This is a genomic window from Variovorax sp. V93 (assembly GCF_041154485.1).
GTDB classification, from domain to species: Bacteria; Pseudomonadota; Gammaproteobacteria; order Burkholderiales; family Burkholderiaceae_C; genus Variovorax; species Variovorax beijingensis_A.
Map to the genome: position 1 here is coordinate 594,152 of NZ_AP028669.1, position 23,842 is coordinate 617,993.

The window sequence follows — 23,842 nt, forward strand, 5'->3', positions numbered from 1 at the left end:
GTTCGCGCTGGAGCCCCTGGGAGAAAGTGGCCCGAAAGCCATTCATCGATAAAATCGGGCCATGGCCAGAAAAACCGCGGAAACCATCGCCGTCGTCGCCTTCGACGGCATCAGTCCCTTTCACCTGTCCGTGCCGTGCATGGTCTTCGGCGAGGACCGCACCGAGGCGGGCGACCTGCGTTTTCGACTGCAGGTGTGCGGCACCGAGCCGGGCCCGCTGCATACCAATGCGGGCTTCACGCTGGTGGTGCCGCACGGGCTCGAAGCCATCCGGCGCGCGCAGATCGTGATCGTGCCCTCCTGGTGCGACGACGGCCGGCCCGCACCGCCGGCGCTGATCCGCGCGCTGCAGGCGGCGCATCGGCGCGGCGCCATCGTGGTCGGGCTGTGCCTGGGCGCCTTCGTGCTGGCCGAGGCGGGCCTGCTCGACGGCCGGCCGGCCACCACGCACTGGAACCTGGCCGAAGCCTTTGCCAGGCAATATCCGAAGGTCAGGCTGCAGCCCGAGGTGCTGTATGTCGACGATGGCGACGTGCTCACCTCGGCCGGCACGGCCGCGGGCATCGACTGCTGCCTGCACCTGCTGCGCGTGCGCCATGGCGCCGAGGCGGCGAACCGCGCTGCGCGGCGCATGGTCGTGGCGCCGCACCGGCAGGGCGGGCAGGCCCAGTACATCCGCCAGCCGATGCCTGCCGCGGCCGACGGCGACCGGCTTGCGCCGCTGCTCGAATGGCTGGGCCGCCACCTCCAGAGCCCGCACGAACTGGACAGCCTCGCGCGGCGCGCGCTCATGAGCCGGCGCACCTTCACGCGGCGCTTTCGCGAGGCCACCGGCACCACGGTCGGCCAGTGGCTGCAGAACCAGCGCCTCGCGCTCGCGCAGCGGCTGCTGGAGACCACCGACCGCCCGATCGAACGCGTGGCCGGCGACGTGGGCTTCGGCTCGGCGGTGTCGCTGCGAAAGCACTTCGCGGCGGCGTTCAAGGTGTCGCCCACGGCCTATCGCAGGCAGTTCTCGCAGGAGGCCGCCTAGGCCCCGCCGCGAAAGCGCAGCGCCGCCTGCCGCACCACCTCGGCCAGCAGGCGCTCCTTGCCCTGCTTCTCGCGCAGCCAGCGCGCATCGTTGCGGTTGGCTTCCACGCTGGTGCGCAGTTCGCCGAGCGCCTGCGTGGCGTTGAGCGCCTCGCTGTGCCATTCGAGCTGCGTCATGGTCATGAGGATGTGGTCGCGCAGCGGCATGTGCTGGCCGCTGGCCGGGTCCACGTACACCGCATCGAGCCCGAAGCGGCAGGCCTGGAAGCGGTTGTAGGTGTAGACGAGGTAGTCGTCCTCGGTCGGCTCGAAGGGCTGCTCCTGCAGGAACCACGCGGCGAGCGACTGCACGTAGCCCGCGAGCGCGGCCGCGCGCTCGACGGTGAGCGGCGTGTCGAACACGCGGATCTCGATGGTGCCGAACTCGGGCTTGGGCCGGATGTCCCAATAAAAGTCTTTCATGCTGCGCACGACGCCTGTGCGGGTCATGCGCTCGAAGTAGGCTTCGAACTCCTTCCAGCTCAAGGTGAAGGGTGCGCGGCCCGAGAGCGGGAACGCGAACACCGAGTTCAGGCGCGCCGAGTCGAACTGCGTGTCCTGCCCCTGCACGAACGGCGACGAGGCCGACAGCGCAATGAAGTGCGGGATGTAGCGCGACATGCGGTGCAGCATCAGCAGCGCCGCATCGGCATCGGGGCAGCCGATGTGCACGTGCTGGCCGAAGATGGTGAACTGCTTGCTCAGGTAGCCGTACAGCTCGGACAGCTCGCGAAAGCGCGGCTTGTCGTAGATGCGCCGCTCGTGCCACTGCTGGAAGGCATGCGTGCCGCCGCCCACCACCGCGATGTTGAGCTTGTCGGCGTTCCTGATGAGCGCCTCGCGGATCGGCGAGAGCTGCGTGATCACGTCCTGCGCCGAATGGCAGATGTCGGTCGAGATCTCGATCATGCTCGAGGTCATCTCGGGCACCACGCTGCCGGGCAGCGGGGTCTGCGCCATCAGCCGCAGCATGTCTTCCGCATAGGGGGCCAGGTCGTAGTCGTGCGTGTTGACGAGCTGCAGCTCGAGCTCCACGCCGAGCGACAGCGCTTCGGAGCGATTGAAGGGTTCGAGCTTGACCACGCGGCTCGCGGGGTCCGCGGGCAGGGCGGGCGAGCGGAAGTCGTCGCTGTCGGGAAAAGCCATGGCCGCGGTCATCGCTGCGTGTCCTCCGTGGTGCTGAAGGCCTGGGGCGTCCAGGGCACCGAGCTTTCGCCCACCGCGTGGATGGCCACGGTGGCAAGCACGGCGCCCATCACTTCCATCAGGAGAATCGAGGGCAGGGCCACCTGCGTGATCATGGTGCCGAGCAGCGGCGACGCGGTGGTGAAGTTCGAGGCGATGAGCAGCGCGATCGACGACAGCGGCGACATCGCGCAGCCGACCCAGAAGGCCTGGTTCCAGCTGGCGCCGCTGCCCGGATTGGCAATGGCCACGCCGGCGATCTTGGCGAACAGGCGGATGCCGATCACCGCCAGCACCACGCTGGCCACGGGCAGCGTCCAGTCGGCCTGCGCCGCCACGATGGACACCAGCACGAACATCAGCATGGTGAGCAGCGACGAAGCCGTGCCGAGCTGCCGCTGCCAGGCCCAGGGCTTGGGATTCAGCGTCTTGAGCAGCACCCCGCCGATCAGCGCGGCCAGCGGCGCCGAACCGCCGACGTGGGCCGTGAGCGCGCTGGCGGCCGCAATCAGCGCGAGCAGCAGGATCGAGGTGTTCTCGCTCGTGGGGCTCATGAAGCGCAGCGCCGTGCGCAGCGCCAGCGCGAGGATGCCGCCGACCACGAACGACAGGCCCAGCACCACCGCCACCGGATAGAGCTTCTGCAGCAGCGTCTGGGGCGCCCGCTCGATCAGGCCGGCCTGCGCATAGCCGAGCGCCAGCGCATAGAAGGTGTTGAGCGTGGCCAACGTCATGGCGCGCTCGGTTACCGGGCCCGAGGCGCGGGTGTCGATGATCACGCGGCTCAGCACCGCGGGCGAGGCGACGATGGCCATCAGCGCGATCGGGTTGGCCACCGGATCGGGCAGGCCCAGCAGCTGCAGCATCCAGAACACGCCGAAGTAGGTGAGCGTGGCTTCGAGCAGGCTCTGCACCAGCACCATCGGGTTGTGGCGGAACCAGCGCAGCGGCAGCCGGCCGCCGGCCTCGAACAGCACCACGGCCGCGCCGAGCTCCAGCAGGAACAGGCTGATGCCGCGCAGCGGCCAGATCGCGCCCTCGAAGCCGGCCAGGCCGGCCACCGCGCCCACCATCGAATAGCCCACCACCTTGGGCAGGCCCAGGTAGCGCTGCACCAGATGGCCGGAGGCCGCGGCCGCGGCCAGCAGCAGCGACCACAGCACGGTGGGCAGGCCCGCCGAAGGGCGCAGCCACTCGGACCAGAAGCCCAGCAGATCGTTGATGAGATTCGTCAGGTTCATGCAGGTAGAAAAAAGCTGATGGGCCGGCTGCGCCAGCGCGCCCGGATGGCGCTGCGGATGCGTGCACGGTCACCCAGGCTGACGCTGTGCGCACGCAGCGCCAGCCTGAATGCGAAATAGAAACTCACGCTCACATTGAGCGCGCCGATCACCGGGATGGCCGCCACCGCCCACCACAGCGCGGGCTGCTGGAGCACCGCCGTGCCCATGGAGGCCGCGGCGGCCGCGATCTGCCCGGCCGACAGTGTCACGTGGCGCACGTCCAGCCCGAGCCCGAAGAAACCCGCGATTGCGGGCAGCAGGCCGAGCATGAGCCCGAGCGAAATGTTGGAGGCAAAGCCCGATATGTTCGTGCGCATGAAGGTGGCCCACCGGCGGGCGCGGGCGGCACCCAGGAAAGCGCCGATGCGAGGGTTGTAACGCATGGCGGAGTCCAGGCGATGCAGGACAAAGGCGTTTTCTGTCCAGCCCGCGACGATGCTGGCCGCGAACAGCAGCACGCCGGTCATGGCTGCGAAGAGCGCGGTGGGGCCCAGCAGCGAGAGCGATTGCAGCGTGGCCGCGGCGTGCGCTGCGTCCAGCAGCGGCCGGCCGAGCGCGAACTGCACCAGCAGGGCGAGCGCCAGCATCGCGGGCACCACCACTCCCACGTTGCCCAGCACGGCCGCCACCTGCGAACGCACCAGGTGGGCCACTTCGTCGACGAAATCGGCCACCGCGGCATCGGTCTTGATGTCGCGCAGCCGCGCCGCCATGGCGGGCGCCGTCATCGCGGGCTGCTTGGTGGCCAGCGTCAGCTGCAGCAGCTGGATCGCGACGAAGCTCGCGGCATACATCAGGCCCGACCAGAGCCCGCTCCAGAAGGCCGACAGCGCGAGCGAATAGATGCCGAACTTGAGCAGCACCGTCAGCGCGGTGAGCGCGCCGCCGCCCGCCGCCTTGCGCACCATCTGCAGGTAGCTGGCGCGGTCGCGCGTGATGTAGTGCTCGCCGGTTTCGGCGCTGCGCTCGGTCACCTTGGCCGCCAGCATTGAGGAGTTCGACGCGATCAGCGCGCGGATGCTGTTGCGTTCGCCGCCGGCCAGCACCAGGCGGCCCACCAGCCGTGCCACGCTGGGCGCGGGCGTGGCCGACACCAGGCAATCGAGCAGTTCGCGGATGCGCAGCACCCGCTCGCGCAGCTGGCGCAGCCGGAACACCAGGCCGACCGAGATGCCGTTGTCTTCCAGGTGCGCGTAGACCGAGGAGGCGCTGGCACGGCAGGCGTCGAGCCGGTCGCGGAAGGCCACGAACGCAGCCTGCAGCGCGTCTTCGTCGCGAGGGGCGCGGAACATCTGATCGCGCAGCGCATCGAGGTCGGACATGAGCGCATGGAAGGCGCGGCTCTCGCTCGCGGCGCTCATGCGCAGCCGCAATTCGGGCGAGAAGCCGGCCGCCACCACCTGGCTGCTGCAGTAGGTGACGGCGTCCATCACGGTGTGGCGCCAGCGCGGCGCGCCGTCGATGTCGTCGAGCGCGGCGTCGGCCAGCAGATTGCCGATGCGCGCGAGCTGTGCGTCGTCCAGCAGCGCGATCCAGCCCGCATCGAACGCGCCGGGCAGCACCATGCGGAAAAGATCCGAGGCATCGGTGGTCTCGGGCGTGCCGGGCAGGATCTTGCGGCGCAGCCGTTCGGTGAGTTCGCTCACGAAGGCGGTGCGCGGCGCAAAGCCGTAGTCCGCGAGCAGCGCGGTCAGGTCGACCGCCCGCGTGAAGGCGCGCCACCATGCGCGCAGGCGCTCGCGCAATTCGGGACGCGCCTCGACCGCGTCGAGCAGCAGCGACACGCGTCCCACCGCAGCCTGCGGCGAGGCGCGGTCGCCGCGCAGCCAGTCGAAGACGTCGATCAGCCAGATGTGGCGCTGCGCCACGTCCGCCGTCGGATCGAGCCGGGCCAGCAGCCCCTGCAGGTCAAGCGATGCAGCAGCCATTTGATAAAAGAACAAAAAATGTAATCAGACCAGGAACACCGCGGAACCGGCTTTGCCGGGCCGCTGGTGTTGCCCCCGGTAGGGGGTTGGCGAAGCGACACGAAGTGCGCGAAGCCTGGGGGCGAGCCAAGCTACACCGGGCCTCTGGTGTTGCCCCCGGCGAGGGGGAGGAAGAAGCGACACGAAGTGCGCGAAGCCTGGGGGAGTGCTAGTGAAGCACCCGTGAAACGGGGGTTCCGCCGATGTCGGCCTCCAGCACGAACATCGGAATCGGCACGTCGAAGCGCTCGCCGTCCTCGGTCACCATGAAGTAGCTGCCGTGCATGGTGCCGCTGGGCGCCTGCAGGCGGCAGCCGCTGGTGTAGCGGAACGATTCGCCGGGCGCCAGCAGCGGCTGCTGGCCGATCACGCCCAGGCCCTTGACCTCCTGCGCATGGCCCGAGGCGTCGTTGATGAGCCAGTGGCGGGCGATGAGCTGGGCGCTGGTCTCGCCCTCGTTGGTCACGGTGACGGTATAGGCGAAGGTGTAGATCTTGTCCTTGGGCGAGGACTGGTCTGCGAGATAGCGCGGTTCGACCTGGATGCGGATGGGGCTGTGCGGCATGCGCGCGATGGTAACTGGAGCCTTCTCTTGCACTGCTTTCCGGGTTTTCCGCCGGCTGCGACAATCGGCGCATGAGCAGCACGCCGTTCCGCATCGCCCCCTCCATTCTCTCGGCCGATTTCGCCCACCTGGGCGACGAGCTGGCCAAGGTCATCGCCGCCGGCGCCGACTGGATCCATTTCGACGTGATGGACAACCATTACGTGCCGAACCTGACCTTCGGCCCGATGATCTGCAAGGCCCTCAAGCCCTACGCCAAAACGGCCGACGGCGAGGCGGTCCCGATCGACGTGCACCTGATGATCCAGCCGGTCGACGCGCTGGCCGCCTCCTTCGCCGAAGCGGGCGCAGACTACATCAGCTTCCACCCCGATGCCTCGCCGCACGTGAACCGCAGCATCCAGGCCATCAAGGCCGCAGGCTGCAAGGCGGGGCTGGTGTTCAACCCGGGGCTGGGCCTGGAGGCGCTCGACTGGGCGATCGACGACATCGACCTGATCCTGATCATGTCGGTGAACCCCGGCTTCGGCGGGCAGAGCTTCATCGATTCGGCGCTGCGCAAGATCGAACTCGCGCGCAAGCGCATCGAGCAGAGCGGGCGCGACATCCGCTTGGAGGTGGACGGCGGCATCAAGGCCGACAACATCGCGCGCGTGGCTTCCGCCGGCGCCGACACCTTCGTGGCGGGCAGCGCGATCTTCAACGCCAAGGACTACGCGGCGGTGATCTCGTCCATGCGCGACCAGCTCGCAGGCGTGGGCCGCAAGTAGGAACTTCGGTCAGCGCTTGACCTTGTCGTTGTAGACGCGGTCCGCCACCGGCCCGCGGTCGGTGTCCACGCTGCCGCGCTCGATGTCCTCGTGGCCCTTGCGGCCGACTTCGGGCGGCTGCCCGTCCTGCGCTTCCTGGCTGTCGGAAGACTGGTCGTGCTCGTGCGGCAGGCGCGGCGCCGAATCGCCGCCCTGTTCGATCTTGGTGTTGCCGCCGCCGGCGTCCCGCAGCGGGTCGCTCGGTTCGACCGGATCCTTGGTGCGGGGCTTGCTGCTGTTCATGGCTTTCTGTTCCTTCGCGGTGTCTGTCTGTCTGTCTGTCTGTCCTGCCTGCATCTGCCGCGAGCCTGCATGGCGCGCCGGCCGCGGCCAGTAGGACAGGCCAGGCACGCCCTGTAGGCACGGCACGCCGGGCCGCGCTCGACGCGCCGCTATGAAAGGAGTAGCGGCTTTGCGCGCAGGGGAAGGCCTCCGCAATAATCGCCGGGATGTCCTCCGATTCCCTTGCCGCCGCCGCAACCACCGACAACCTGCGCATCCACACCTTCGCCGCGCTGGAGCCGGGCCCGCGGCTGCTCGTGCTCGGCGGCGTGCATGGCGACGAAACCTGCGGCACCGCGGGCATCGAGCGCGTGCTGGCCGAGCTCGACGGCGGCAGCTTCGGGCTGCGGCGCGGGCAGCTCACGCTGGTACCGGTCGCCAACCCGCTGGCGCGGCGGCGCCTGCAGCGCGAAGGCGAGCGCAACCTCAACCGCCTGTTCAAGCCGAGCGAGGCGCCCGCGGACTACGAAGACCGGGTCACCAACGTGCTGTGCCCCATCATCGCGCGGCACGACGTGCTGCTCGACCTGCATTCCTTCCAGAGCGAGGGCGAGGCCTTCGCGATGATCGGCCCGCGCGACAACACCGGCACGCTCGAGCCCTTCGCGCGCGCCAGCGAGGAAGGGCTGCTTGCGCTGCACCTGGGCACGCCGATCGTGGTGGAGGGCTGGCTCGACATCTATGCCGCCGGGCTCGCGCAGCGCTCCGCCGGCATCGCGGTCGGCGACGATGCGATCGACTTCGGCCGCGGCACCAACGAGTACATCCGCAATTGCGGCGGCTACGGCGTCACGCTCGAATGCGGCCAGCACCAGGATCCACAGGCGCCCGAGGTGGCCTGGCGCGCCATCCGCCGCGCGCTCGCGCTGCTCGGCATGGCGGCGCTGCCTCAGGGCCTGGTGGTGGAGCCGCCCAAGCCGCCCCAGCTGCTGCGCCTGGCGAGCGTGACCGACCGGCTGCACGAGGAAGACAGCTTCGTGCGCGACTGGGCCACCTTCGATGCGGTGCAGCGCGGCGAACCCATCGGCATGCGCCACGACGGCACGCTGGTGAGCGCGCCGGACGACGGATTCATCGTCTTTCCCAACGCGCTCGCGCTGCCCGGCGCCGAGTGGTTCTACTTCGCGCGCCCGAGCGAGCGGGTGCTCGGCTCTGTGGCCTGAAGCATCCGCTCCTTCCCCCTCTGGAGGAAGGCTGGGATGGGGGCGGGCAGAGCGCCCGGTAGACACGCCGCTTGCCCCCACCTCAACCCTCCCCCGAAAGGGGAGGGAAAAAAATGCCGGTGAGCCCTACGGCAGGCGCCGCCGCGCTCCTACATCGCCGGACCGCCCGGGGCGCAGAGTCTCGAGGCTGAAGGAGTGTGCCCATGGCAGTCTCGAAAAAAGCCCCCGCGCCGCGCGTCCTGTGGAAGGGCGCGATCAGCTTCGGCCTCGTCCACATCCCGGTGGCGCTGTACTCGGCCACCACCGACCACGGCATCGACTTCGACTGGCTCGACAAGCGCACGATGGACCCGGTCGGCTACAAGCGCATCAACAAGAAGACCGGCAAGGAGATCGCGCGCGAGAACATCGTCAAGGGCATCGAGTACGAAGACGGCGAATACGTGGTGCTGAGCGACAAGGAAATTGCCGACGCCTACCCCAAGACCACGCAGACCATCGAGATCGAGAGCTTCGTGCCCGCCAACGGCATTCCCTTCGTCTATCTCGAGCGCCCCTACTACGTGGCGCCCATCAACCGCGGCACCAAGGTGTATGCGCTGCTGCGCGAGACGCTGCAGCGCACCCAGCGCATCGGCGTGGCGCGCGTGGTGATCCAGACCAAGCAGCACCTGGCCGCGCTCGTGCCCGTGGGCCCGGGGCTGGTGCTGAACCTGCTGCGCTGGGGCGCCGACATCCGGCCCTGGACCGAGCTCCCGCTGCCGTCGGAAGACGCGAAGAAGGCGGGGCTGCGCGAGCACGAGATCAAGATGGCCGAGCAGCTGGTCGAGGACATGAGCGCCGAGTGGGACCCGGACGACTACAAGGACGAGTTCAAGGACGAGATCCTGCGGCTGGTCGACCGCAAGGTGGCGGCGGGCCAGACCGAGACCGTGACCCAGATCGAGCCCGAGGAGGGCCAGGCGCTCGAGAGCCGCGGCGCGAAGATCATCGACCTCACCGAGCTGCTGCAGCGCAGCCTGCGCAAGGGTGGTGGCGGCGGCAAGGCGGCCGCGGCCAGCGAAGACAGCGACGATGAAGAAGAGGCGCCCGCGGCCACCAGGGCCAAGCCCAGGCCCAAGGCCAAGCCCCGGGCTCATGGCAAGACCGCCGCAAAAGGCAGCAGCGGCAGCGCCGCGCGCAAGCGCAGCGCGGCCAAGAGCGCCACCACCCGGCGCCGCGCGGCATGAGCGGGCGCATGGCCACGGCGCAGAAGGCGCCGCGCATCACCCACGCGGAGCGCGTGATCGACGCCGCCAGCGGCCTCACCAAGGGCGATCTCGCGGCCTACTACGCGCGCGTTGCGCCGCTGATGCTGCCGCACCTCGAGGGGCGCCCGGTGGCGCTGGTGCGCGCGCCCGACGGCGTGGGCGGCGAGCTGTTCTTCCAGAAGCATGCGCAGCACAGCGACATCGCGGGCATCAGGCTGCTCGATCCTGCGCTCGACCCGGGCCACGACCCGCTGCTGCAGATCGACACCGCCGAGGCGCTGGTCGGCGCGGCGCAGTTCAACACCGTCGAACTCCACACCTGGAACGCCACCTCGCGCGCCATCGGCAAGCCCGACCGCATGACCTTCGACCTCGACCCCGGCGAAGGCATCGACTGGCAGCAGATGCAGGAGGCGGCGCTGCTGGTGCGCGTGCTGCTCGACGAACTCGGCCTGCCGTCGTTCCTCAAGACCAGCGGCGGCAAGGGGCTGCACGTGGTGGTGCCGCTGCGGCGCCAGTTCGGCTGGGACGAGGTGCGGGGTTTCTCGCGCGCCGTCGTCGAGCACCTGGCGCGCACGGTGCCCGAGCGCTTCGTGGCCAAGAGCGGGCCGCGCAACCGCGTGGGCCGGATCTTCGCGGACTATCTTCGCAACGGCTTCGGCGCCACCACCGTCAGCGCGTGGTCGGCGCGCGCGCGGCCGGGCATGGGCGTGTCGGTGCCGCTGGCGTGGGAGGAGCTGCCCGACCTGGGCAGCGCCGCCCACTGGACGGTGGCGAACATCGGCCCGCGCCTGGCCACCGGCAACACGCCCTGGGACGCGATGGAGCGCAGCCGCACCGGCCTTCGCGCTGCCATGGAGATGCTCGGCTTCCTGCCCGGCTGAGCGAAGCCGTGGGCCTACTGCGGCACTTCCTCGGTCGTCACTTCGAAGCGCTTGAGCGAGTTGGCGCCGAACACCATGGTGATCGGCACGTCGGCCGCGTCGCGTCCGCGCGCAATCACGATGCGGCCGATGCGCGGCACGTTGTGGCGCGCATCGAAGGTGTACCAGCGCTCGCCCAGGTACACCTCGAACCAGGCGCTGAAGTCCATCGGGGAGGGCACGGGCGGCACGCCGATGTCGCCCAGGTAGCCGGTGGCATAGCGTGCGGGAATGTTCATGCAGCGGCACAGCGTGATCGCCAGGTGGGCGAAGTCGCGGCACACGCCCGTGCGCTCGCGGAACCCCTCGAGCGCGGTGCGCGTGGCGCGCGCGCTCTGGTAGTCGAAGCGCAGGTGCTCGTGCACGAAGTCGCAGATGGACTGCACGCGGTGCCAGCCCGGTGCCACGCTGGAAAAGTTGCTCCAGGCGAACGCGAGCAGTTCGCTGTCGACCTCGCAGTAGCGGCTCGGCAGCAGGAAGGGCAGCGTGGAGACCGGTAGGTCCGCTGCCGTGTGCTCGACGGCGCTGAAGTCCACCGGGTCGGCCCAGCCCGGATCGAACACCACCGCATGGTTGCGCAGCCGCACGCTTTGCACGCCCGCGGGAATCCGCACGCGCGCGCAATGGTTGTCGAAGCCGTCCATGTAGTAGTCGGTATGCAGCGGCGGCGTGAGGGTGACGTGCTCGCCGTCCTGCAGGTCCGCCGCGCGCGAGGGGTGGACATGCAGCATGTAGACCAGTGCGGTGGGGGCCGTGACGGCGAGTTCGATGTCGAAACCGATCTTGATCTGCATGTTCTTTCTTTCTTCCCTGAGTGAATGGCTTCGGTCCACGGATGCCCAAGCAGGCTTCGTGCCGCCTGCGTTCGATGGTACGGCTGCGCTTGCGGCGCGGATGCGGGCCGACACGCCGGCCCGCGTAGGCGGCAGCCAGCCGCTGTCGGTGCGCTCCTACCGCCTAGACGCCGCCTCTCCCACAAGCGCGGGCGAGGCGCCACTACGGGTAACAGTGTGAGAAAAACATAACCTTTGGATTCGCTCGCAACGGCCCCCGCGAACCCGCTTTCGTGGCTTCATGGAGGCCGCAGCGCAAGCATCGAGTGTTCAATCTGATCTGCTGGAGCGAATCATGGATCTGTCGTCGCTGTTCGATTCACTCACCGGTGCTTGGGGGGATGAAATCCTGTTCTGGGTGGTGGCCGCCGTGGCGGGCTTCATCTGCCTGATTGCGCTGGTGAACGTGCTGGACCTTTTTATCGACAACGAAGCTGACCCTCCCATGAAAGACCCTCGATGACGCCTCAGAACAAGGCCGCCGCCGGACGCCGCTCGAAGGCCACGGACGGCAGCAATGCCAAGCAGCAGCAGCTCGATGGATTCGCAACCGATCATGCGCCCAATCTGACGACCAACCAGGGTCTTCAGATCCCGGACAACCACAATTCGCTCAAGGCCGGGGTGCGCGGGCCCACGCTGCTCGAAGACTTCATCCTGCGCGAGAAGATCACGCACTTCGACCACGAGCGCATTCCCGAGCGCGCGGTGCATGCGCGCGGCTCGGCGGCGCATGGCTATTTCCAGGTCTACAAGTCGATGTCGCAGTTCACCTGCGCCGACTTCCTGCAGGACCCGGACGCGAAGACGCCCGTTTTCGTGCGCTTTTCCACCGTGGCCGGCTCGCGCGGCTCGGCCGACACGGTGCGCGACGTGCGCGGCTTTGCCGTCAAGTTCTACACCCGCGAGGGCAACTACGACCTCGTGGGCAACAACATCCCGGTGTTCTTCATCCAGGACGCGATGAAGTTCCCCGACCTGATCCACGCCGTGAAGCCCGAGCCGCACCACGAGATGCCGCAGGCCGCCAGCGCGCACGACACCTTCTGGGACTTCGTCTCGCTCATGCCCGAGAGCACCCACATGCTGATGTGGGCGATGAGCGACCGTGCCATTCCGCGCAGCCTGCGCATGATGGAAGGCTTCGGCGTGCACACCTTCCGCTTCGTGAACCTGCGCGGCGAGAGCCACTTCGTGAAGTTCCACTGGAAGCCCAAGCTCGGCATCCATGGCCTCGCATGGGACGAGGCACAGAAGGTCGCGGGCAAGGACCCGGACTTCCACCGCCGCGACCTGTGGGAGGCGATCGAGCAGGGCGACTTTCCCGAGTGGGAGCTCGGCGTGCAGCTGGTGCCGCCCGACAAGGCCGATTCGCTCGGCTTCGACCTGCTCGATCCCACCAAGCTGATCCCCGAGGAGATGGTGCCGGTGCAGCGCATCGGCCGGCTCGTGCTCAACCGCAATCCCGAGAACTTCTTTGCCGAGACCGAGCAGGTGGCCTTCCATCCGGGGCACGTGGTGCCAGGCATCGACTTCAGCAACGATCCGCTGCTGCAGGGGCGCCTGTTCTCCTATACCGACACGCAGATCTCGCGCCTGGGCGGTGCCAATTTCCACGAGCTGCCCATCAACAAGAGCGTGTGCCCGTTCCACAACTTCCAGCGCGACGGCATGCACCGCCAGGCCATCGCGCGCGGCCAGGTGGCCTACGAGCCCAACTCGCTGGGCGACGGCAAGGAGTTCAGGGTCGACGGCGGCAGCGTCGGCTTCCAGCCGCATCCCGACGAACTCGAGTCGCCCAAGGTACGGCGGCGCAGCCCGAGCTTCGACGACCACTTCACGCAGGCGCGGCTGTTCTTCAACAGCCAGAGCGCGGCCGAGAAGGAGCACATCGTTGCGGCCTTCCGCTTCGAGCTCTCCAAGGTCGACGTGCCGGCCATCCGCCAGCGCATGGTCGACAACCTGGCGCACGTCGACGAGAAGCTTGCGCGCCGCGTGGCCGAGCCGCTGGGCATCGGGGCGCCGGACGCCAAGGCGGCTGCGGGCCGCGCGGGCTACCGCGAGCACCGCATGACCCTGCCCATCGAGGAGTCGCCCGCGCTCAGCATGGCCGACAGCGGCGACGGCTCGATCCGCACGCGAAAGATCGCGATCCTCGCGGCCGACGGCATCGACTCCGCCTCGCTCAAGCCGATCCGCGATGCGCTCGAGCAGGCCGGCGGCAAGTGCAAGGTGGTGGGCGCGCGCCTGGGCACCATCGCCAGCGCGTCGAAGCGGCAGATCGACGTCGACATGACCTTTGCCAACGGGCCATCGGTCGTGTTCGATGCCGTGCTGATCCCCGGCGGCGCCCAGGGCGTGGCAGCGCTGGCGGGCATGGGCGATGCGGTGCACTTCGTGCTCGAGGCGTACAAGCACTGCAAGGCGATCTGCACCGTGGGCGACGGCGTGCAGCTGCTCTCCACGCTCGGCATCGGTGCCAACGCGCAGCAGGGCGATGCACCGGCGGGCGTCATCGTCGCGGCCACGCCGGTCACCAACCTCGGCGACACCAGCGAGGCAACGCAGATCGCGCAGGCCTTCATTGCCGCGATTGCCAAGCACCGCCACTGGGACCGCGCCAACATCGATGCCATTCCTGCGTGAACAGGCCCTAGTCCATTCGCGCTAGGCCTTCTTGCGAATAGGCGCAGCAGAGGGCCGCTCCTAGACTTTCCCCACGAGGCCTGAACGGCGCGCACTTCCGCGGCGTCGACCCCCGCAACCGCGGGCACACGGCCGCGCGCGGGGGTCCAATGACGTGGTTTTCGAGAAGAACGGAACGGGAGCGCTCGGCACGTCGTGCAGGGGCCGCGGGTGCGCTGAGGCTGGCAGCCATTCTTCTGCTGGGCCATGGGTCCCTGGCATCGGCGCAGCAGCAGGCGCCGAATGCCGAGGCCGCGGCCGGCCGGGCGGAGCAGGCCCGGCTCGCCGACACCGACACCTTGCTCGCATTGACCAGCGAGGGCGCGGTGCTCTATGGGCAGGATGCGGTCAAGCTGTCGGGCTACCAGTACTGCAGCCAGGCGGTGGCGCTGGCCGAGGCCGGCGAATTCCGCCAGAGCGTGCGCGCCGCCAGCAAGGCGCTGCACCTGGCCAATGCCACGCGCGATCCGAACCTGCTGGCCATGGCCAACCGCGACCTGGCCATCGTCTACAGCTATTCCGGCCAGCTCGAGAAGGCCGAGGAATTTGCGCGCGAGGCGCTCAAGCATCCGGCGCGCGACCCCAAGCTGGTGGTCGGCCCGGTGCAGAAGGTGATCGGCGACGTGCGCACGCGCCGCGGCGACTACGCGGGCGCCGTGATCAGCTATGACGAGGCGCTGGCCAACAGTTCGTCGCGCTACGCGCCGCTGGTGCAGGCCTCGCTCGTCAATGCGCTGATCGAAGCGGGCGACGCCACCAGGGCGCGCGAGGTGCTAGGGGGCATGGCGCCGCCCCGGGACGCGCCGCTCACGGCGCAGCTCGACCGCACCCGCGCGCGGCTGCTGCTGGCCGAGAACAAGCCGGCCGAGGCGCGCGACCTCTACCGCGCGCTCACCGCGCGGCAGGTCGGCACCGACACCGAGTACTACCGCCTCTGGGCCTGGGACGGCGTGGCGCGCAGCGAGCTCGCGCTCGGCCAGAAGCAGGCCGCGGCCGAGGCCGTGGCGCGCGCGCTGGGCGGCATCGACCAGGTGCGCGCCAGGTTCCGCAGCGAAGAATTCAAGATGGGCCTGTTCTCGGACCTGCAGTCGGTGTTCGAACGCGGCGTTGCGATCTACAGCGACGCGGGCGATGCGCGCCAGGCCTTCGAGGTGAGCGAGCGCAGCCGTTCGCGCGCGCTGCTCGACGCGGTGCGCGGCCGCGCGAAGATCAACGAGCGCGCCGCGACCACCGTGGACCTGGCCGCGCTGCAGGGCATGCTGGCGCCCGACGAGCGCGTGGTGCAGTTCCATTCGCTGCCCGACCGGCTGCTGGTGTGGGTGGTCGGCCCGGCCGGCATCGAGGCCAGGACGGTGGCGGTGCGCCGCGAGGAGCTCGCCGAGCTGGTCGAGGTGTTCCGCAACTCCATCGTGCGCGGCCGCCGCGCGGCCATCACCAATGCCGACAAGCTGGGCGCCGCGCTGCTCGGGCCGCTGGCCCTGGCGCCGGGGCAGCGGCTGATCGTGGTGCCGCACGGGCCGCTGCACTACCTGCCGTTCCAGGCACTGCGGCTCGACGGACGCTACGTGATCGAGACGCATCCGGTGGCGGTGGCGCCTTCGATCAGCATCGCGGTGCAGCTCGCCCAGCGCTCGCCGCGCGTGGGCGCATCGCTCACCGCCTTCGGCAATCCGCGCATCGAGGACAAGTACGACCTGCCCGGCGCCGAGGTCGAGGTGAAGCAGCTCGCGCAGCTGTTCCCGCGCAACGCGGTGTACATGGGCGCCGCGGCCACCAAGACGCAGTTCCGCGACGTGGCTGCGCGCTCGCCGCTGATGCACGTGGCGGCGCATGCCGAGGCCGATGCGGTCGATCCGCTGTACTCGCGCATCCTGCTGGCCAACGAGGGCGGCAAGCAGAATTTCCTGGAGGCGCACGAGATCCTCGGCCTGCCGATGGACGGCACCGCGCTGGTCACGCTGTCGGCCTGCGAGTCGGGGCTCGGGCGCATCGCGCAGGGCGACGAGGTGCTGGGCTTCACGCGCTCCTTTCTCTCGGCCGGCAGCTCGAGCCTGATCGCATCGCTGTGGCCGGTGTCGGACGACGCGACCGCGGTGCTCATGAGCACGCTCTATGGCGAGCTGGCCAAGGGCCGCGACATCCAGAAGGCGATGCAGGCCGGACAGCTGGCGGTGCTGAAGGATCCCAAGATGTCCCATCCCTTCTTCTGGGCGCCGTTCAACCTGATCGGCAACTGGCGTCTCACGGTGGGGAGCTGATGACATGAAAAGAAGAACAGCCATGTCTATTTGTCGCGTTGTGTCTGGAGTGCTGTGTTCGGGGCGCTGCTGTTCAGGGCGCGTGCCCAGGCCACCGGGTACTCCCCTCCGCGAATGTCCCCCGCCTTCGGCTCCTCCTTTATTTCGCTGCGGGGAGCACCCGATGCCCTGTGCACCAGGGCACGCTGCTGGTGTACCGCCGATCAACGACCGCTCTGTCCAACGCTCCCCATCGGCGGGAGCGCACCCTGAACAGCAGCGCCCACAACAACAGCAAAGCTCAACGGAGCACTGAGATGCGCGCCATCCAACGCTCCACCCCGACCGCCCTTGCCGCCGCCGCCCTGGTGAGCGCAACGCTTCTCGTTGCCGCCCAGCGCACCCACGCGGCGGAAGCCGATGCCAATGAGCTGCTGCCAACAAAAGATCCCTGCGGCAGCTGCGACCGCCCCCTCGCGCAGGCCACCGGCGCCGTGGCGCCGCAGAGCCTGCCGGCACCGCCGCGGCCGCCCGCGGCCACCTTCAAGCTCAACGACCTGCGGCTCAACGGTGTCAAGGCACTGAGCAACGAGGAACTGCAGAGCATCACCGCGCCCTACATCGGGCGCGACGTCACGCTCGGCGATCTCGAAAGCCTGGCGCAGGCCATCACCGCGCGCTACAAGGAGCGCGGCTATTTCCTCGCGCAGGCCGTGGTGCCCGTGCAGACCGTGCGCGACGGCATCGTCGAGATCAGCGTCATCGAAGGCCGGCTCGGCAAGGTCGAGGTGATCGTTGCACCCGACGCGCCCGTCGGCGAGGCGCGCGTGCGCGGATTCCTTGCGCCATTGCAGCCCGGGGAGGCCGTGAACGCGCCGGCCTACGAGCGCTCGATGCTGCTGCTGTCGGACCAGCCCGGCATCAAGGTCTCGTCCGCGCTGCAGGAAGGCACGCAACCGGGCACCACCGACCTGTCGGTGGAAGTGGCGGCGGCGCCGCGCTGGGCCTTCGCGGCCGAGGCCGACAACCACGGCACCAAGGAGTCCGGCCGCTACCGCCTCGGCGGCACGATGCGCTGGGCGAGCCCCTTCGGCATCGGCGACAACCTGGACGTGCGCGCCATGGTCTCCAACGGCAATGCGCTGCAGTTCGGCCGCGTCGCCTACGAGGCGCCGATCGGCAGCAGCGGCCTGCGCGCCGGCGTCGGGCTGGCACGCGTCAACTACGAGCTGGGCGGCGAGTTTTCGGAGCTGGGCGCCCAGGGCAAGGCCGACGTGTTCGACGTCTCGCTGAGCTATCCGCTGATCCGCCAGCGCCAGCACAACCTCTTCCTGCGGCTGTCGGCCGACAGCAAGAAGCTCACCGACGAGTACACGGCGGTCGACTTCTCGGCGCGCAAGCGGGTGCGCGGCTTCGGCCTGGGCTGGACCTGGGAGCGCCGCGACGACTGGCTGGGCGGCGGCTACTGGGCGAGCACCGGCAATCTCTATCACGGCCGGCTCTCGATCCGCGATGCCGACAGCCTGCAGACCGACCAGGGCCTGGGCGGCCACCGCACCGAAGGCGGCTTCACCAAGGCCACCTTCCAGCTCTCGCGCCTGCAGGCGGTGCTGCCCCGGCACTCGCTGTACCTGGCGCTGGGCGGGCAGTGGGCCAGCAAGAACCTCGACGCCTCGGAAAAGCTCTCGCTGGGCGGCGCGCGTGCCGTGCGCGCCTACCCCTCGGGCGAACTGCTGGTGGACCAGGGCGTGATCGGCACCGTGGAATGGCGCTGGTCGTTCGACGCCGAGTTCACGCCCTTCGTGTTCTACGACGCGGCGCGCGGCCGCCCGACGAAGAACCCGACGATCTTCGACGCCGGCTCCCCTTCGCGCAGCCTGCGCGGCGCGGGCATCGGCCTGAGCTGGACGCGGCCCGGCAACTTCACCATCAACGCCACGCTGGCCTGGCGCGCCGGCACCGACCCGGCGCGCACCGACGGCGGCGGGCGCAACCCGCGGCTGTACGTGCAGGCGCAAAAGACCTTCTGAGGGCAGCATGAGAAACCATGATCTTTCCGCGAAAGCCCTGCCGCGGCACTGGCGCGTGCGGCCGCTCGTGCTGTCGCTGGCCTGCATGGGCATGGTGCCGGCCTGGGCGCAGCTCAACCTGCCGACGGGCTTTCCGCAGAGCGGCAATGTGGTGTTCGGCAATGTGAGCGTCGCGCCCAACGGCACGGCGGCCATGCAGAGGCTCAACCAGAGCACGATGAACGCCATCGTCAACTGGAATGCGTTTTCGCTGGCCGGCGGCAAGACGCTGGACATCAACCAGCAGATGGGCGCCGCGAGCGTGATGCTCAACCGCGTGGTGGGCACCGGCGGAGTGATCGAGCAGTCGGTCATCAACGGCACGCTGTCGGCCAACGGGCATGTGTTCGTGGTCAATCCCTCGGGCGTTCTCTTCGGCAGCACCGCCCAGGTGAACGTCGGCGGGCTGGTGGCGTCCACGCTGGACATCAGCGACAGCCAGATCGCCAAGGAGGGCAGCGTGGTGGGCAAGGGCAGCCAACTGCTGTTCGGCGGCGGCCTCAACGATGCCAACAGCATTGCCCGCGTGACGGTCCAGCCCGGTGCGGTCATCAGCGTGGGCGAGGGCGGCACGCTCGGGCTGATCGGTGCGCTGGTGCGCAACGAAGGCGAGATCAACGTGGCGCGCGGCTCGGCGGGCCTCGTGTCGGGCGCCCGGGTGACGCTGGACTTCGAGGGCGACGGGCTGACGAAGTTCACGGTGCCGGTCGAAGGCGGGCTCATGAACACGTCGGTGGCCAGCGTTCAGGCGACCGATCCCACCACCAAGGCGCTGGTGATGAACACCGGCACCATCACGGCCGACGGCGGGCGCGTGGTGCTGGTGGGCGCCTCCGGGCTGGTGCAGCAGGTGGTCAACCAGAGCGGCACGGTGCGCGCGCGTTCGCTGGTCGAGCGCGGCGGCGAGATCGTGCTGGAGGCCATCGGCGCGCAGGTCGACAGCGGTGCGGGCCTCGAGGTGAGCGGCACGCTGGATGCGCGCGGCAGTGCGGCCGGCGTGGCCGGCGGCAGCATCCGTACCACGGCCGGCAACCTGAACGTGCTGGCGGGCGCGCAGATCGCCGCCGGCGGCAACGCAGGCGGCGCCAACGGCAGCTGGACGGCCGAGGCGGGACGCAATCTCTCGATCGTGGCCGATGCCGACGCCGGCAACATCGCGGCCAGCGTCATCGGCAAGGCGCTGAGCCAGGGCACCGACGTGACGCTGACCACGCGTTCGTCCAGCAAGGTGGCGCAGATCAACGACGCCGTCGTGTTCCAGCCCGGCGCCCAGGTGATCAAGGACGGCGGCGGCACGGCCACGCTGCGCGTGAATTCGGTGGGCAACATCGACATGCGCTGGGCGGCCGAGGGCCAAGGTGCAACGATCGCTTCCACCAGCGGCGCGCTGAACGTCGAGTTCAATGCCGACGCGCAGGGCCTGGCCGCCGCCGAGGCCGGCCAGGCCAACGGCATTGCGGCGGCCATCCGGCTGGACCGCGCGCGCATCGATGCCAACGGCGGGAACATCCGCTTCTTCGGGCAGGGCGACAGCGACAACGGGCGAGCGATCGGCGGGCAGGTCAAGGGCCCGGACGCCGATGGCGCCGGCGATATTCGCAGCGGCGTCTGGCTGGGCGGCAGCACCTTGAGCACGCTCGGGGCGGGGAGCATTTCGCTGCGCGGCGAAGGCGGCACCGCCGAGGTGGGCAGCGGCTTCCTGAGCGCCACCGATGGTGTGCGCATCGACGGCGACAGCACGCTGAGCACGCAGGCCGGCGGCATCACCCTGGCCGGCCGCGGCGCCGCGGGAGGCTCGGGCGTGCGGCTGAACGGCGACGACTATTCGGTCGCACTGTCTTCGGCGAGCGGCGACATCGCCCTGACCGGGACGGTGCGCGACTGGACCGGCGGCGGCCCGGTCGGCGAGCCCCCGGACGGCGCCGGCGTACGGATCACCGGCGCGAAGCTGGCCACCGGCGGCGATGTGCGCATCACGGGCCAGGGCGGCGACCTGTCGGGCATGGCCGCCGGCCTGCGCACGCAAGCTGTCGAATTCGGTTCCAGCTACACCGTGGGCGCTTCGAATGGCGTGATGATCGATGGCACGCGGGTCGAGGCCGGCGCAGGCCGCAGCATCGCGATCACCGGCACGGCCGGCAGCGCGGGCTTCGGCTATGACGGCAACGGCGCGGCGCTGGGCTTCGCGCCGCTGGACGCGACGGTCACGCCCTTTGGTGTGCGGCTTTCGTCGTCCCAGCAGACCGACGGGCTGCATGCCGCGGGCGGCAGCATCCGGGTCGCGGCCGGCACGGGCGATGTGAGCCTGACAGCCGGCGCCTTCGAGGGCACGCTGCTCGATGCCGCCAGCGCCACCGGCATGGGCGGCAGCATCGGCGTGACGGGGCGCAACATCCTCGCGCAATCGACGGCGGACGCCAGCGGCCTCGCGGACGCCAGCGGTACGGGCGGCGGCGGCAGCATCGAGATCCGCGGCAGCACCGCGGCCGGCGCCGGCAACGAGAACACGGGCGTGGTTTCGGTGGGCCCGAACCTCACGCTGCTGGCCAACGCCCTGGGCAGCGGCAACGGCGGCAGCATCACCGTCGTGGGCGAGCGTTCGGTGCGCGCCTTTGGCGACCTGCAGGCCCGGGGCGGCAGCGCCGGCGGCAACGGCGGCACGATCGAAACCTCGGGCGGCTCGTTCGACGTGAGCGGCATCCGCGTCGACGCCTCGGCGCCGGCCGGCCTGGCGGGGCGGTGGATCGTCGATCCCTATGACGTCACCATCGTCCACGGCGCGGCAGGCGGCGGCAGCCTGCCGACCAACCCTTTCGACCCGGTGGCCACCTCGACCATCCAGGACGGCGACATCAACAGCGCGCTGAACACCGGCACGAGCGTGACCATCACCACGGGCACTGCGGGAACGGATGCGGGCGACATCCGCTTCGGCAGCGGCATGCTGATCGAGCGCACGGCGGGCAGCGCGCCGCTGGTGTTCGAACTGAACGCGGCGCATTCGATCGGCGACCGCGTGTTTTCCAGCTCGTACCTGGCGCCGATCATCCGCTCGACCACCGGGCCGATGGACGTGATCTTCAATGCCGGCTCGGCCGGGGCGCTCGACGGCTACGTCCATTACTTCGGCAATACGCCGGCCGATCCGGCCATCATCTCCACGAACGGGGGCCGCGTCCTGGCGCACGCCACCGGCACGGGCTATGCGGAAGTGGTTTTCGAGTTCGCCAGCATCGACACCGGCGGCGGCAACCTGCGCCTGCAGACGGACGGGCCCAGCACCACCCAGTTCGTCGCGCTCAGCGGCGATGTGCACACGCGCGGCGGCAGCGTGACGCTGGACTCCGGCTTCGTCGGCGGCAGCCCCGCGTTCAGCGACATCAACATCGACGTGGACGGCACCATCGACACGGGTGGCGGCGCGGTGTCCATCCATGCGCATGGCGTCGGTGGCATCTACGATTCGGTGACCAGCAGGTTCAACAACCGGATCATCACCAATGGCGGGGCGGTGTCGATCCTCAACGGACAGACCGGTGCGCCCTCGGGTTTCGTGCTGCTCCAGGGCACCCAGATCGACACGCGCGTCGGCCAGTCCGATGCGGGGGCCGGCGGCGACGTGAGCATTGCCGGCGGCGGCGTGAGCATCAACGGCGCGCGCATCGACAGCGCCACCGGCGACGTGACCATCACGGGAACCGGCGGCACGGGCCAGAGCGGCAGCGCGGTGCAGCTGGACTACCTGTTCCTGAGGGCCGTGGGGGTGCCGGTTCCCACCGCCATCTCGACCACCAGCGGCAACGTGCTGGTGCGGGGCGTGCAGGACTTCGACCGCGGCTCGAGCGCGTCCTATGCGACGCACGGCGTGCTGGTCACCGGCGGCAGCAGCATCACCACCGGCAGCGGCGACATCGCGCTGCAGGGCCTGTTTGCCAGCGCGCCAGTCGACGGCACCGACAGCGGCGTACGGCTGGAAGACGGCGCGCGCCTGGCCACCACCGGCGGCGGCAGCATCGAGCTGACCGGCAGTTCCCTGCAGGGCACCCCCGGCGTGTCGATCCAGCCCGGCATCTCGTCGTTCACCGGCGGTGTCGGTGCGGCGCCGCAGGTGCAAAGCAGCGGCAACCTGGTGCTGCGCGCCAGCAACGACGGCAGCGCGCCGGCCCTGGCCATCGACGTGCCGGTGAGCGCCGCCGGCGTCATCAACCTGCGGCCGGGCGGCATGGACGCATCGCTCAATGCCTTCGACGCCACGAGCACCGGCATCACCGTCGGGGGCGCGGCGGGGCCCGGCTTCACGCTGTCCGATGCGCTGCTGTCGCGGTTGAGCGCGCCGACGGTGGTGGTGGGCAGCAGCACGCACGACGGCACCATCACCGTGGCCGGGCCGGTGGCGACCGGCGGCGCCCTCACGCTGCAGAACGAAGGCGTGGGCGGCGGCGCCGGCGGCATCGTGCTGAACGGCGCCGTCACGGCGGACCGCCTGGGCCTGCTCTCGGCCGGCGACATCACGCAGACGGTGAAAGCACCGATCACCGCCCAGCACCTGCTGGCGCGCTCCAGCCGCGGCAGCGTGCTGCTGGACCAGGCGGCCAACAACGTGAGCGAGAACACGCTGGGCGGCGGCGCCGCCGGCGCCTTCCGCTACCAGGATGTCGATGGCGTGCGCATCGGCGCGCTGTCGGTCACCGGCTTCGACGCCGGCACCAACCAGCCGCAGGTGGTGTCGGCCACCTCGATGGCGGCCGACACGGTGTTCGTGCGCACGCTCTCGGGCGACCTCACGCTGGACACCGCCGTCACCAGCACCTCGGGCACCGACCTGGTGGCCGCGGCGCGCTTCCAGAATGCGGGCGGCGGCAGCCTGGGCGGCGCGCCCTGGCGCATCTGGGCTGACACCTGGGTGGGCGAGTCGCGCGGCGGCCTCGCCGGCTCGGGCGCCACCCCCAACCTGTTCCACTGCGCCTACCTGGGGCTGTGCACCGTGAGCATCACGCCGGGCGACAACCATTTCATCTATGCCCAGCAGCCGCGGGCCACGGTGGTCATCGGCGACGCCAGCCGGCCCTTCGGCATGGCCAACCCGCCCTTCGGCTTCACCATCGGCGGGCTGATCCTGGGCGACGGCACGGCCGGCTTCATGGGCACGCCCACGAGCCTGGCCGGCATCTTCAGCCCCGCGGGACGCTATGCGATCAACGGCAGCTTCACCTCGGCGGCCGGCTATGCGGTGGACGTGGTGCCCGGGACGCTGACCGTGACGGCCAACCTGCGCCGGCCGGACTTCCCGGGCTCGGACCTGGTGCGCGAGCTGCCCAACACCAACACCTACACCTTCGACCGCAACCTCGGCGCGCCGCCGATCTGCTTTGCCACCGGGCCGCTGGAGGGCGAACGTGCGCAGCAGGGCGGCGACCTGCTGGCGCGCGAATGGTCGCGCGTGCGTTCGCGGCCCAACCTCACGAGCTGCGTGGCCACGGACCGCAAGAACGGCTGCGCGGATTTCTGAGAGCGGACCTG

Annotated in this window: 15 protein-coding genes and 1 pseudogene; 10 read left to right on the forward strand and 6 right to left on the reverse strand. The window is 69.9% G+C overall.

The genetic code is table 11. The features are described 5' to 3' along the window. Nucleotides 1-61: 61 nt before the first annotated feature. A complete protein-coding gene (locus ACAM54_RS02695) occupies nt 62-1,033 on the forward strand; it encodes a helix-turn-helix domain-containing protein (RefSeq protein ID WP_209537105.1) in 972 nt (323 codons plus the stop codon). Here ACAM54_RS02695 and ACAM54_RS02700 read toward each other — a convergent pair. The 4 genes from ACAM54_RS02700 to apaG all read right to left on the reverse strand — a co-directional run bounded on the left by ACAM54_RS02700 (nt 1,030) and on the right by apaG (nt 6,071). Further along, on the reverse strand, nt 1,030-2,229 hold the full coding sequence (locus ACAM54_RS02700) for a YbdK family carboxylate-amine ligase (RefSeq protein ID WP_145742499.1): 1,200 nt from the start codon (nt 2,227-2,229) through the stop codon (nt 1,030-1,032). The two genes, ACAM54_RS02695 and ACAM54_RS02700, sit on opposite strands and share 4 nt — an antisense overlap. Further along, nucleotides 2,226-3,497: a cation:proton antiporter gene (locus tag ACAM54_RS02705; protein WP_124958569.1), complete on the reverse strand. Its 1,272-nt coding sequence runs from the start codon at nt 3,495-3,497 to the stop codon at nt 2,226-2,228. The genes ACAM54_RS02700 and ACAM54_RS02705 overlap by 4 nt, the downstream gene beginning before the upstream one ends. Next, complete coding sequence (locus ACAM54_RS02710) at nt 3,494-5,467, reverse strand: site-specific recombinase (protein ID WP_369649756.1); 1,974 nt, start codon at nt 5,465-5,467, stop codon at nt 3,494-3,496. Before ACAM54_RS02710 ends, ACAM54_RS02705 begins: the two co-directional genes overlap by 4 nt. Before the next feature lie 208 nt (nt 5,468-5,675). Further along, a complete protein-coding gene (gene apaG, locus ACAM54_RS02715; RefSeq protein WP_145742496.1) occupies nt 5,676-6,071 on the reverse strand; it encodes a Co2+/Mg2+ efflux protein ApaG in 396 nt (131 codons plus the stop codon). A gap of 71 nt (nt 6,072-6,142) precedes the next feature. Here apaG and rpe point away from each other — a divergent pair, with 71 nt between their 5' ends. After that, nucleotides 6,143-6,841, forward strand: coding sequence for a ribulose-phosphate 3-epimerase (rpe, locus tag ACAM54_RS02720; RefSeq protein WP_369649757.1), 699 nt, complete (start codon nt 6,143-6,145; stop codon nt 6,839-6,841). A 9-nt stretch (nt 6,842-6,850) separates the two neighbouring features. Here the strand turns inward: rpe and ACAM54_RS02725 are convergent, their stop codons facing one another. Next, nucleotides 6,851-7,123, reverse strand: coding sequence for a hypothetical protein (locus ACAM54_RS02725; RefSeq protein WP_145742492.1), 273 nt, complete (start codon nt 7,121-7,123; stop codon nt 6,851-6,853). Between the two features lie 206 nt (nt 7,124-7,329). Between ACAM54_RS02725 and ACAM54_RS02730 the strand changes: the two genes are divergently transcribed. From ACAM54_RS02730 to ligD, 3 genes and pseudogenes are all read left to right on the forward strand, one after another. After that, nucleotides 7,330-8,325, forward strand: coding sequence for a succinylglutamate desuccinylase/aspartoacylase family protein (locus ACAM54_RS02730; RefSeq protein WP_369649758.1), 996 nt, complete (start codon nt 7,330-7,332; stop codon nt 8,323-8,325). A gap of 203 nt (nt 8,326-8,528) precedes the next feature. Then, complete coding sequence (locus ACAM54_RS02735) at nt 8,529-9,554, forward strand: Ku protein (RefSeq protein ID WP_369649759.1); 1,026 nt, start codon at nt 8,529-8,531, stop codon at nt 9,552-9,554. Nucleotides 9,555-9,583: 29 nt separating this feature from the next. Beyond that, nucleotides 9,584-10,459: pseudogene (gene ligD, locus ACAM54_RS02740) on the forward strand (non-homologous end-joining DNA ligase); the annotation flags it as partial. Between the two features lie 14 nt (nt 10,460-10,473). Here the strand turns inward: ligD and ACAM54_RS02745 are convergent. After that, a complete protein-coding gene (locus ACAM54_RS02745; protein WP_369649760.1) occupies nt 10,474-11,292 on the reverse strand; it encodes a transglutaminase family protein in 819 nt (272 codons plus the stop codon). Between the two features lie 334 nt (nt 11,293-11,626). Here ACAM54_RS02745 and ACAM54_RS02750 point away from each other — a divergent pair, with 334 nt between their 5' ends. The 5 genes from ACAM54_RS02750 (at nt 11,627) to ACAM54_RS02770 (ending at nt 23,831) form a co-directional block, all read left to right on the forward strand. Next, nucleotides 11,627-11,794 carry a hypothetical protein gene (locus tag ACAM54_RS02750; RefSeq protein WP_021005272.1) on the forward strand — a complete coding sequence of 56 codons (168 nt, stop codon included), beginning with the start codon at nt 11,627-11,629 and terminating at the stop codon, nt 11,792-11,794. After that, the gene (locus ACAM54_RS02755) at nt 11,791-13,977 is read left to right on the forward strand and encodes a catalase (protein WP_192323513.1); all 2,187 of its coding nucleotides are present in this window, start codon (nt 11,791-11,793) and stop codon (nt 13,975-13,977) included. The genes ACAM54_RS02750 and ACAM54_RS02755 overlap by 4 nt, the downstream gene beginning before the upstream one ends. 149 nt (nt 13,978-14,126) lie before the next feature. Beyond that, the gene (locus ACAM54_RS02760; RefSeq protein WP_369649761.1) at nt 14,127-16,274 is read left to right on the forward strand and encodes a CHAT domain-containing protein; all 2,148 of its coding nucleotides are present in this window, start codon (nt 14,127-14,129) and stop codon (nt 16,272-16,274) included. Nucleotides 16,275-16,570: 296 nt separating this feature from the next. After that, nucleotides 16,571-18,283 (forward strand): ShlB/FhaC/HecB family hemolysin secretion/activation protein, encoded by a 1,713-nt coding sequence (locus ACAM54_RS02765; RefSeq protein ID WP_369649762.1) that lies wholly within the window; start codon nt 16,571-16,573, stop codon nt 18,281-18,283. 7 nt (nt 18,284-18,290) lie between these two features. After that, the gene (locus ACAM54_RS02770) at nt 18,291-23,831 is read left to right on the forward strand and encodes a filamentous hemagglutinin N-terminal domain-containing protein (RefSeq protein WP_369649763.1); all 5,541 of its coding nucleotides are present in this window, start codon (nt 18,291-18,293) and stop codon (nt 23,829-23,831) included. Nucleotides 23,832-23,842 lie beyond the last annotated feature (11 nt).

Coding starts and splice junctions, on each gene's coding strand:
- rpe (WP_369649757.1), top strand. CDS start 6,143: ATGAGCAGCACGCCGTTCCGCATCGCCCCCTCCATTCTCTCGGCCGAT.
- ACAM54_RS02695 (WP_209537105.1), top strand. CDS start 62: ATGGCCAGAAAAACCGCGGAAACCATCGCCGTCGTCGCCTTCGACGGC.
- ACAM54_RS02735 (WP_369649759.1), top strand. CDS start 8,529: ATGGCAGTCTCGAAAAAAGCCCCCGCGCCGCGCGTCCTGTGGAAGGGC.
- apaG (WP_145742496.1), bottom strand. CDS start 6,071: ATGCCGCACAGCCCCATCCGCATCCAGGTCGAACCGCGCTATCTCGCA.
- ACAM54_RS02705 (WP_124958569.1), bottom strand. CDS start 3,497: ATGAACCTGACGAATCTCATCAACGATCTGCTGGGCTTCTGGTCCGAG.
- ACAM54_RS02755 (WP_192323513.1), top strand. CDS start 11,791: ATGACGCCTCAGAACAAGGCCGCCGCCGGACGCCGCTCGAAGGCCACG.
- ACAM54_RS02750 (WP_021005272.1), top strand. CDS start 11,627: ATGGATCTGTCGTCGCTGTTCGATTCACTCACCGGTGCTTGGGGGGAT.
- ACAM54_RS02745 (WP_369649760.1), bottom strand. CDS start 11,292: ATGCAGATCAAGATCGGTTTCGACATCGAACTCGCCGTCACGGCCCCC.
- ACAM54_RS02725 (WP_145742492.1), bottom strand. CDS start 7,123: ATGAACAGCAGCAAGCCCCGCACCAAGGATCCGGTCGAACCGAGCGAC.
- ACAM54_RS02710 (WP_369649756.1), bottom strand. CDS start 5,467: ATGGCTGCTGCATCGCTTGACCTGCAGGGGCTGCTGGCCCGGCTCGAT.
- ACAM54_RS02730 (WP_369649758.1), top strand. CDS start 7,330: ATGTCCTCCGATTCCCTTGCCGCCGCCGCAACCACCGACAACCTGCGC.
- ACAM54_RS02770 (WP_369649763.1), top strand. CDS start 18,291: ATGAGAAACCATGATCTTTCCGCGAAAGCCCTGCCGCGGCACTGGCGC.
- ACAM54_RS02765 (WP_369649762.1), top strand. CDS start 16,571: ATGCGCGCCATCCAACGCTCCACCCCGACCGCCCTTGCCGCCGCCGCC.
- ACAM54_RS02700 (WP_145742499.1), bottom strand. CDS start 2,229: ATGACCGCGGCCATGGCTTTTCCCGACAGCGACGACTTCCGCTCGCCC.
- ACAM54_RS02760 (WP_369649761.1), top strand. CDS start 14,127: ATGACGTGGTTTTCGAGAAGAACGGAACGGGAGCGCTCGGCACGTCGT.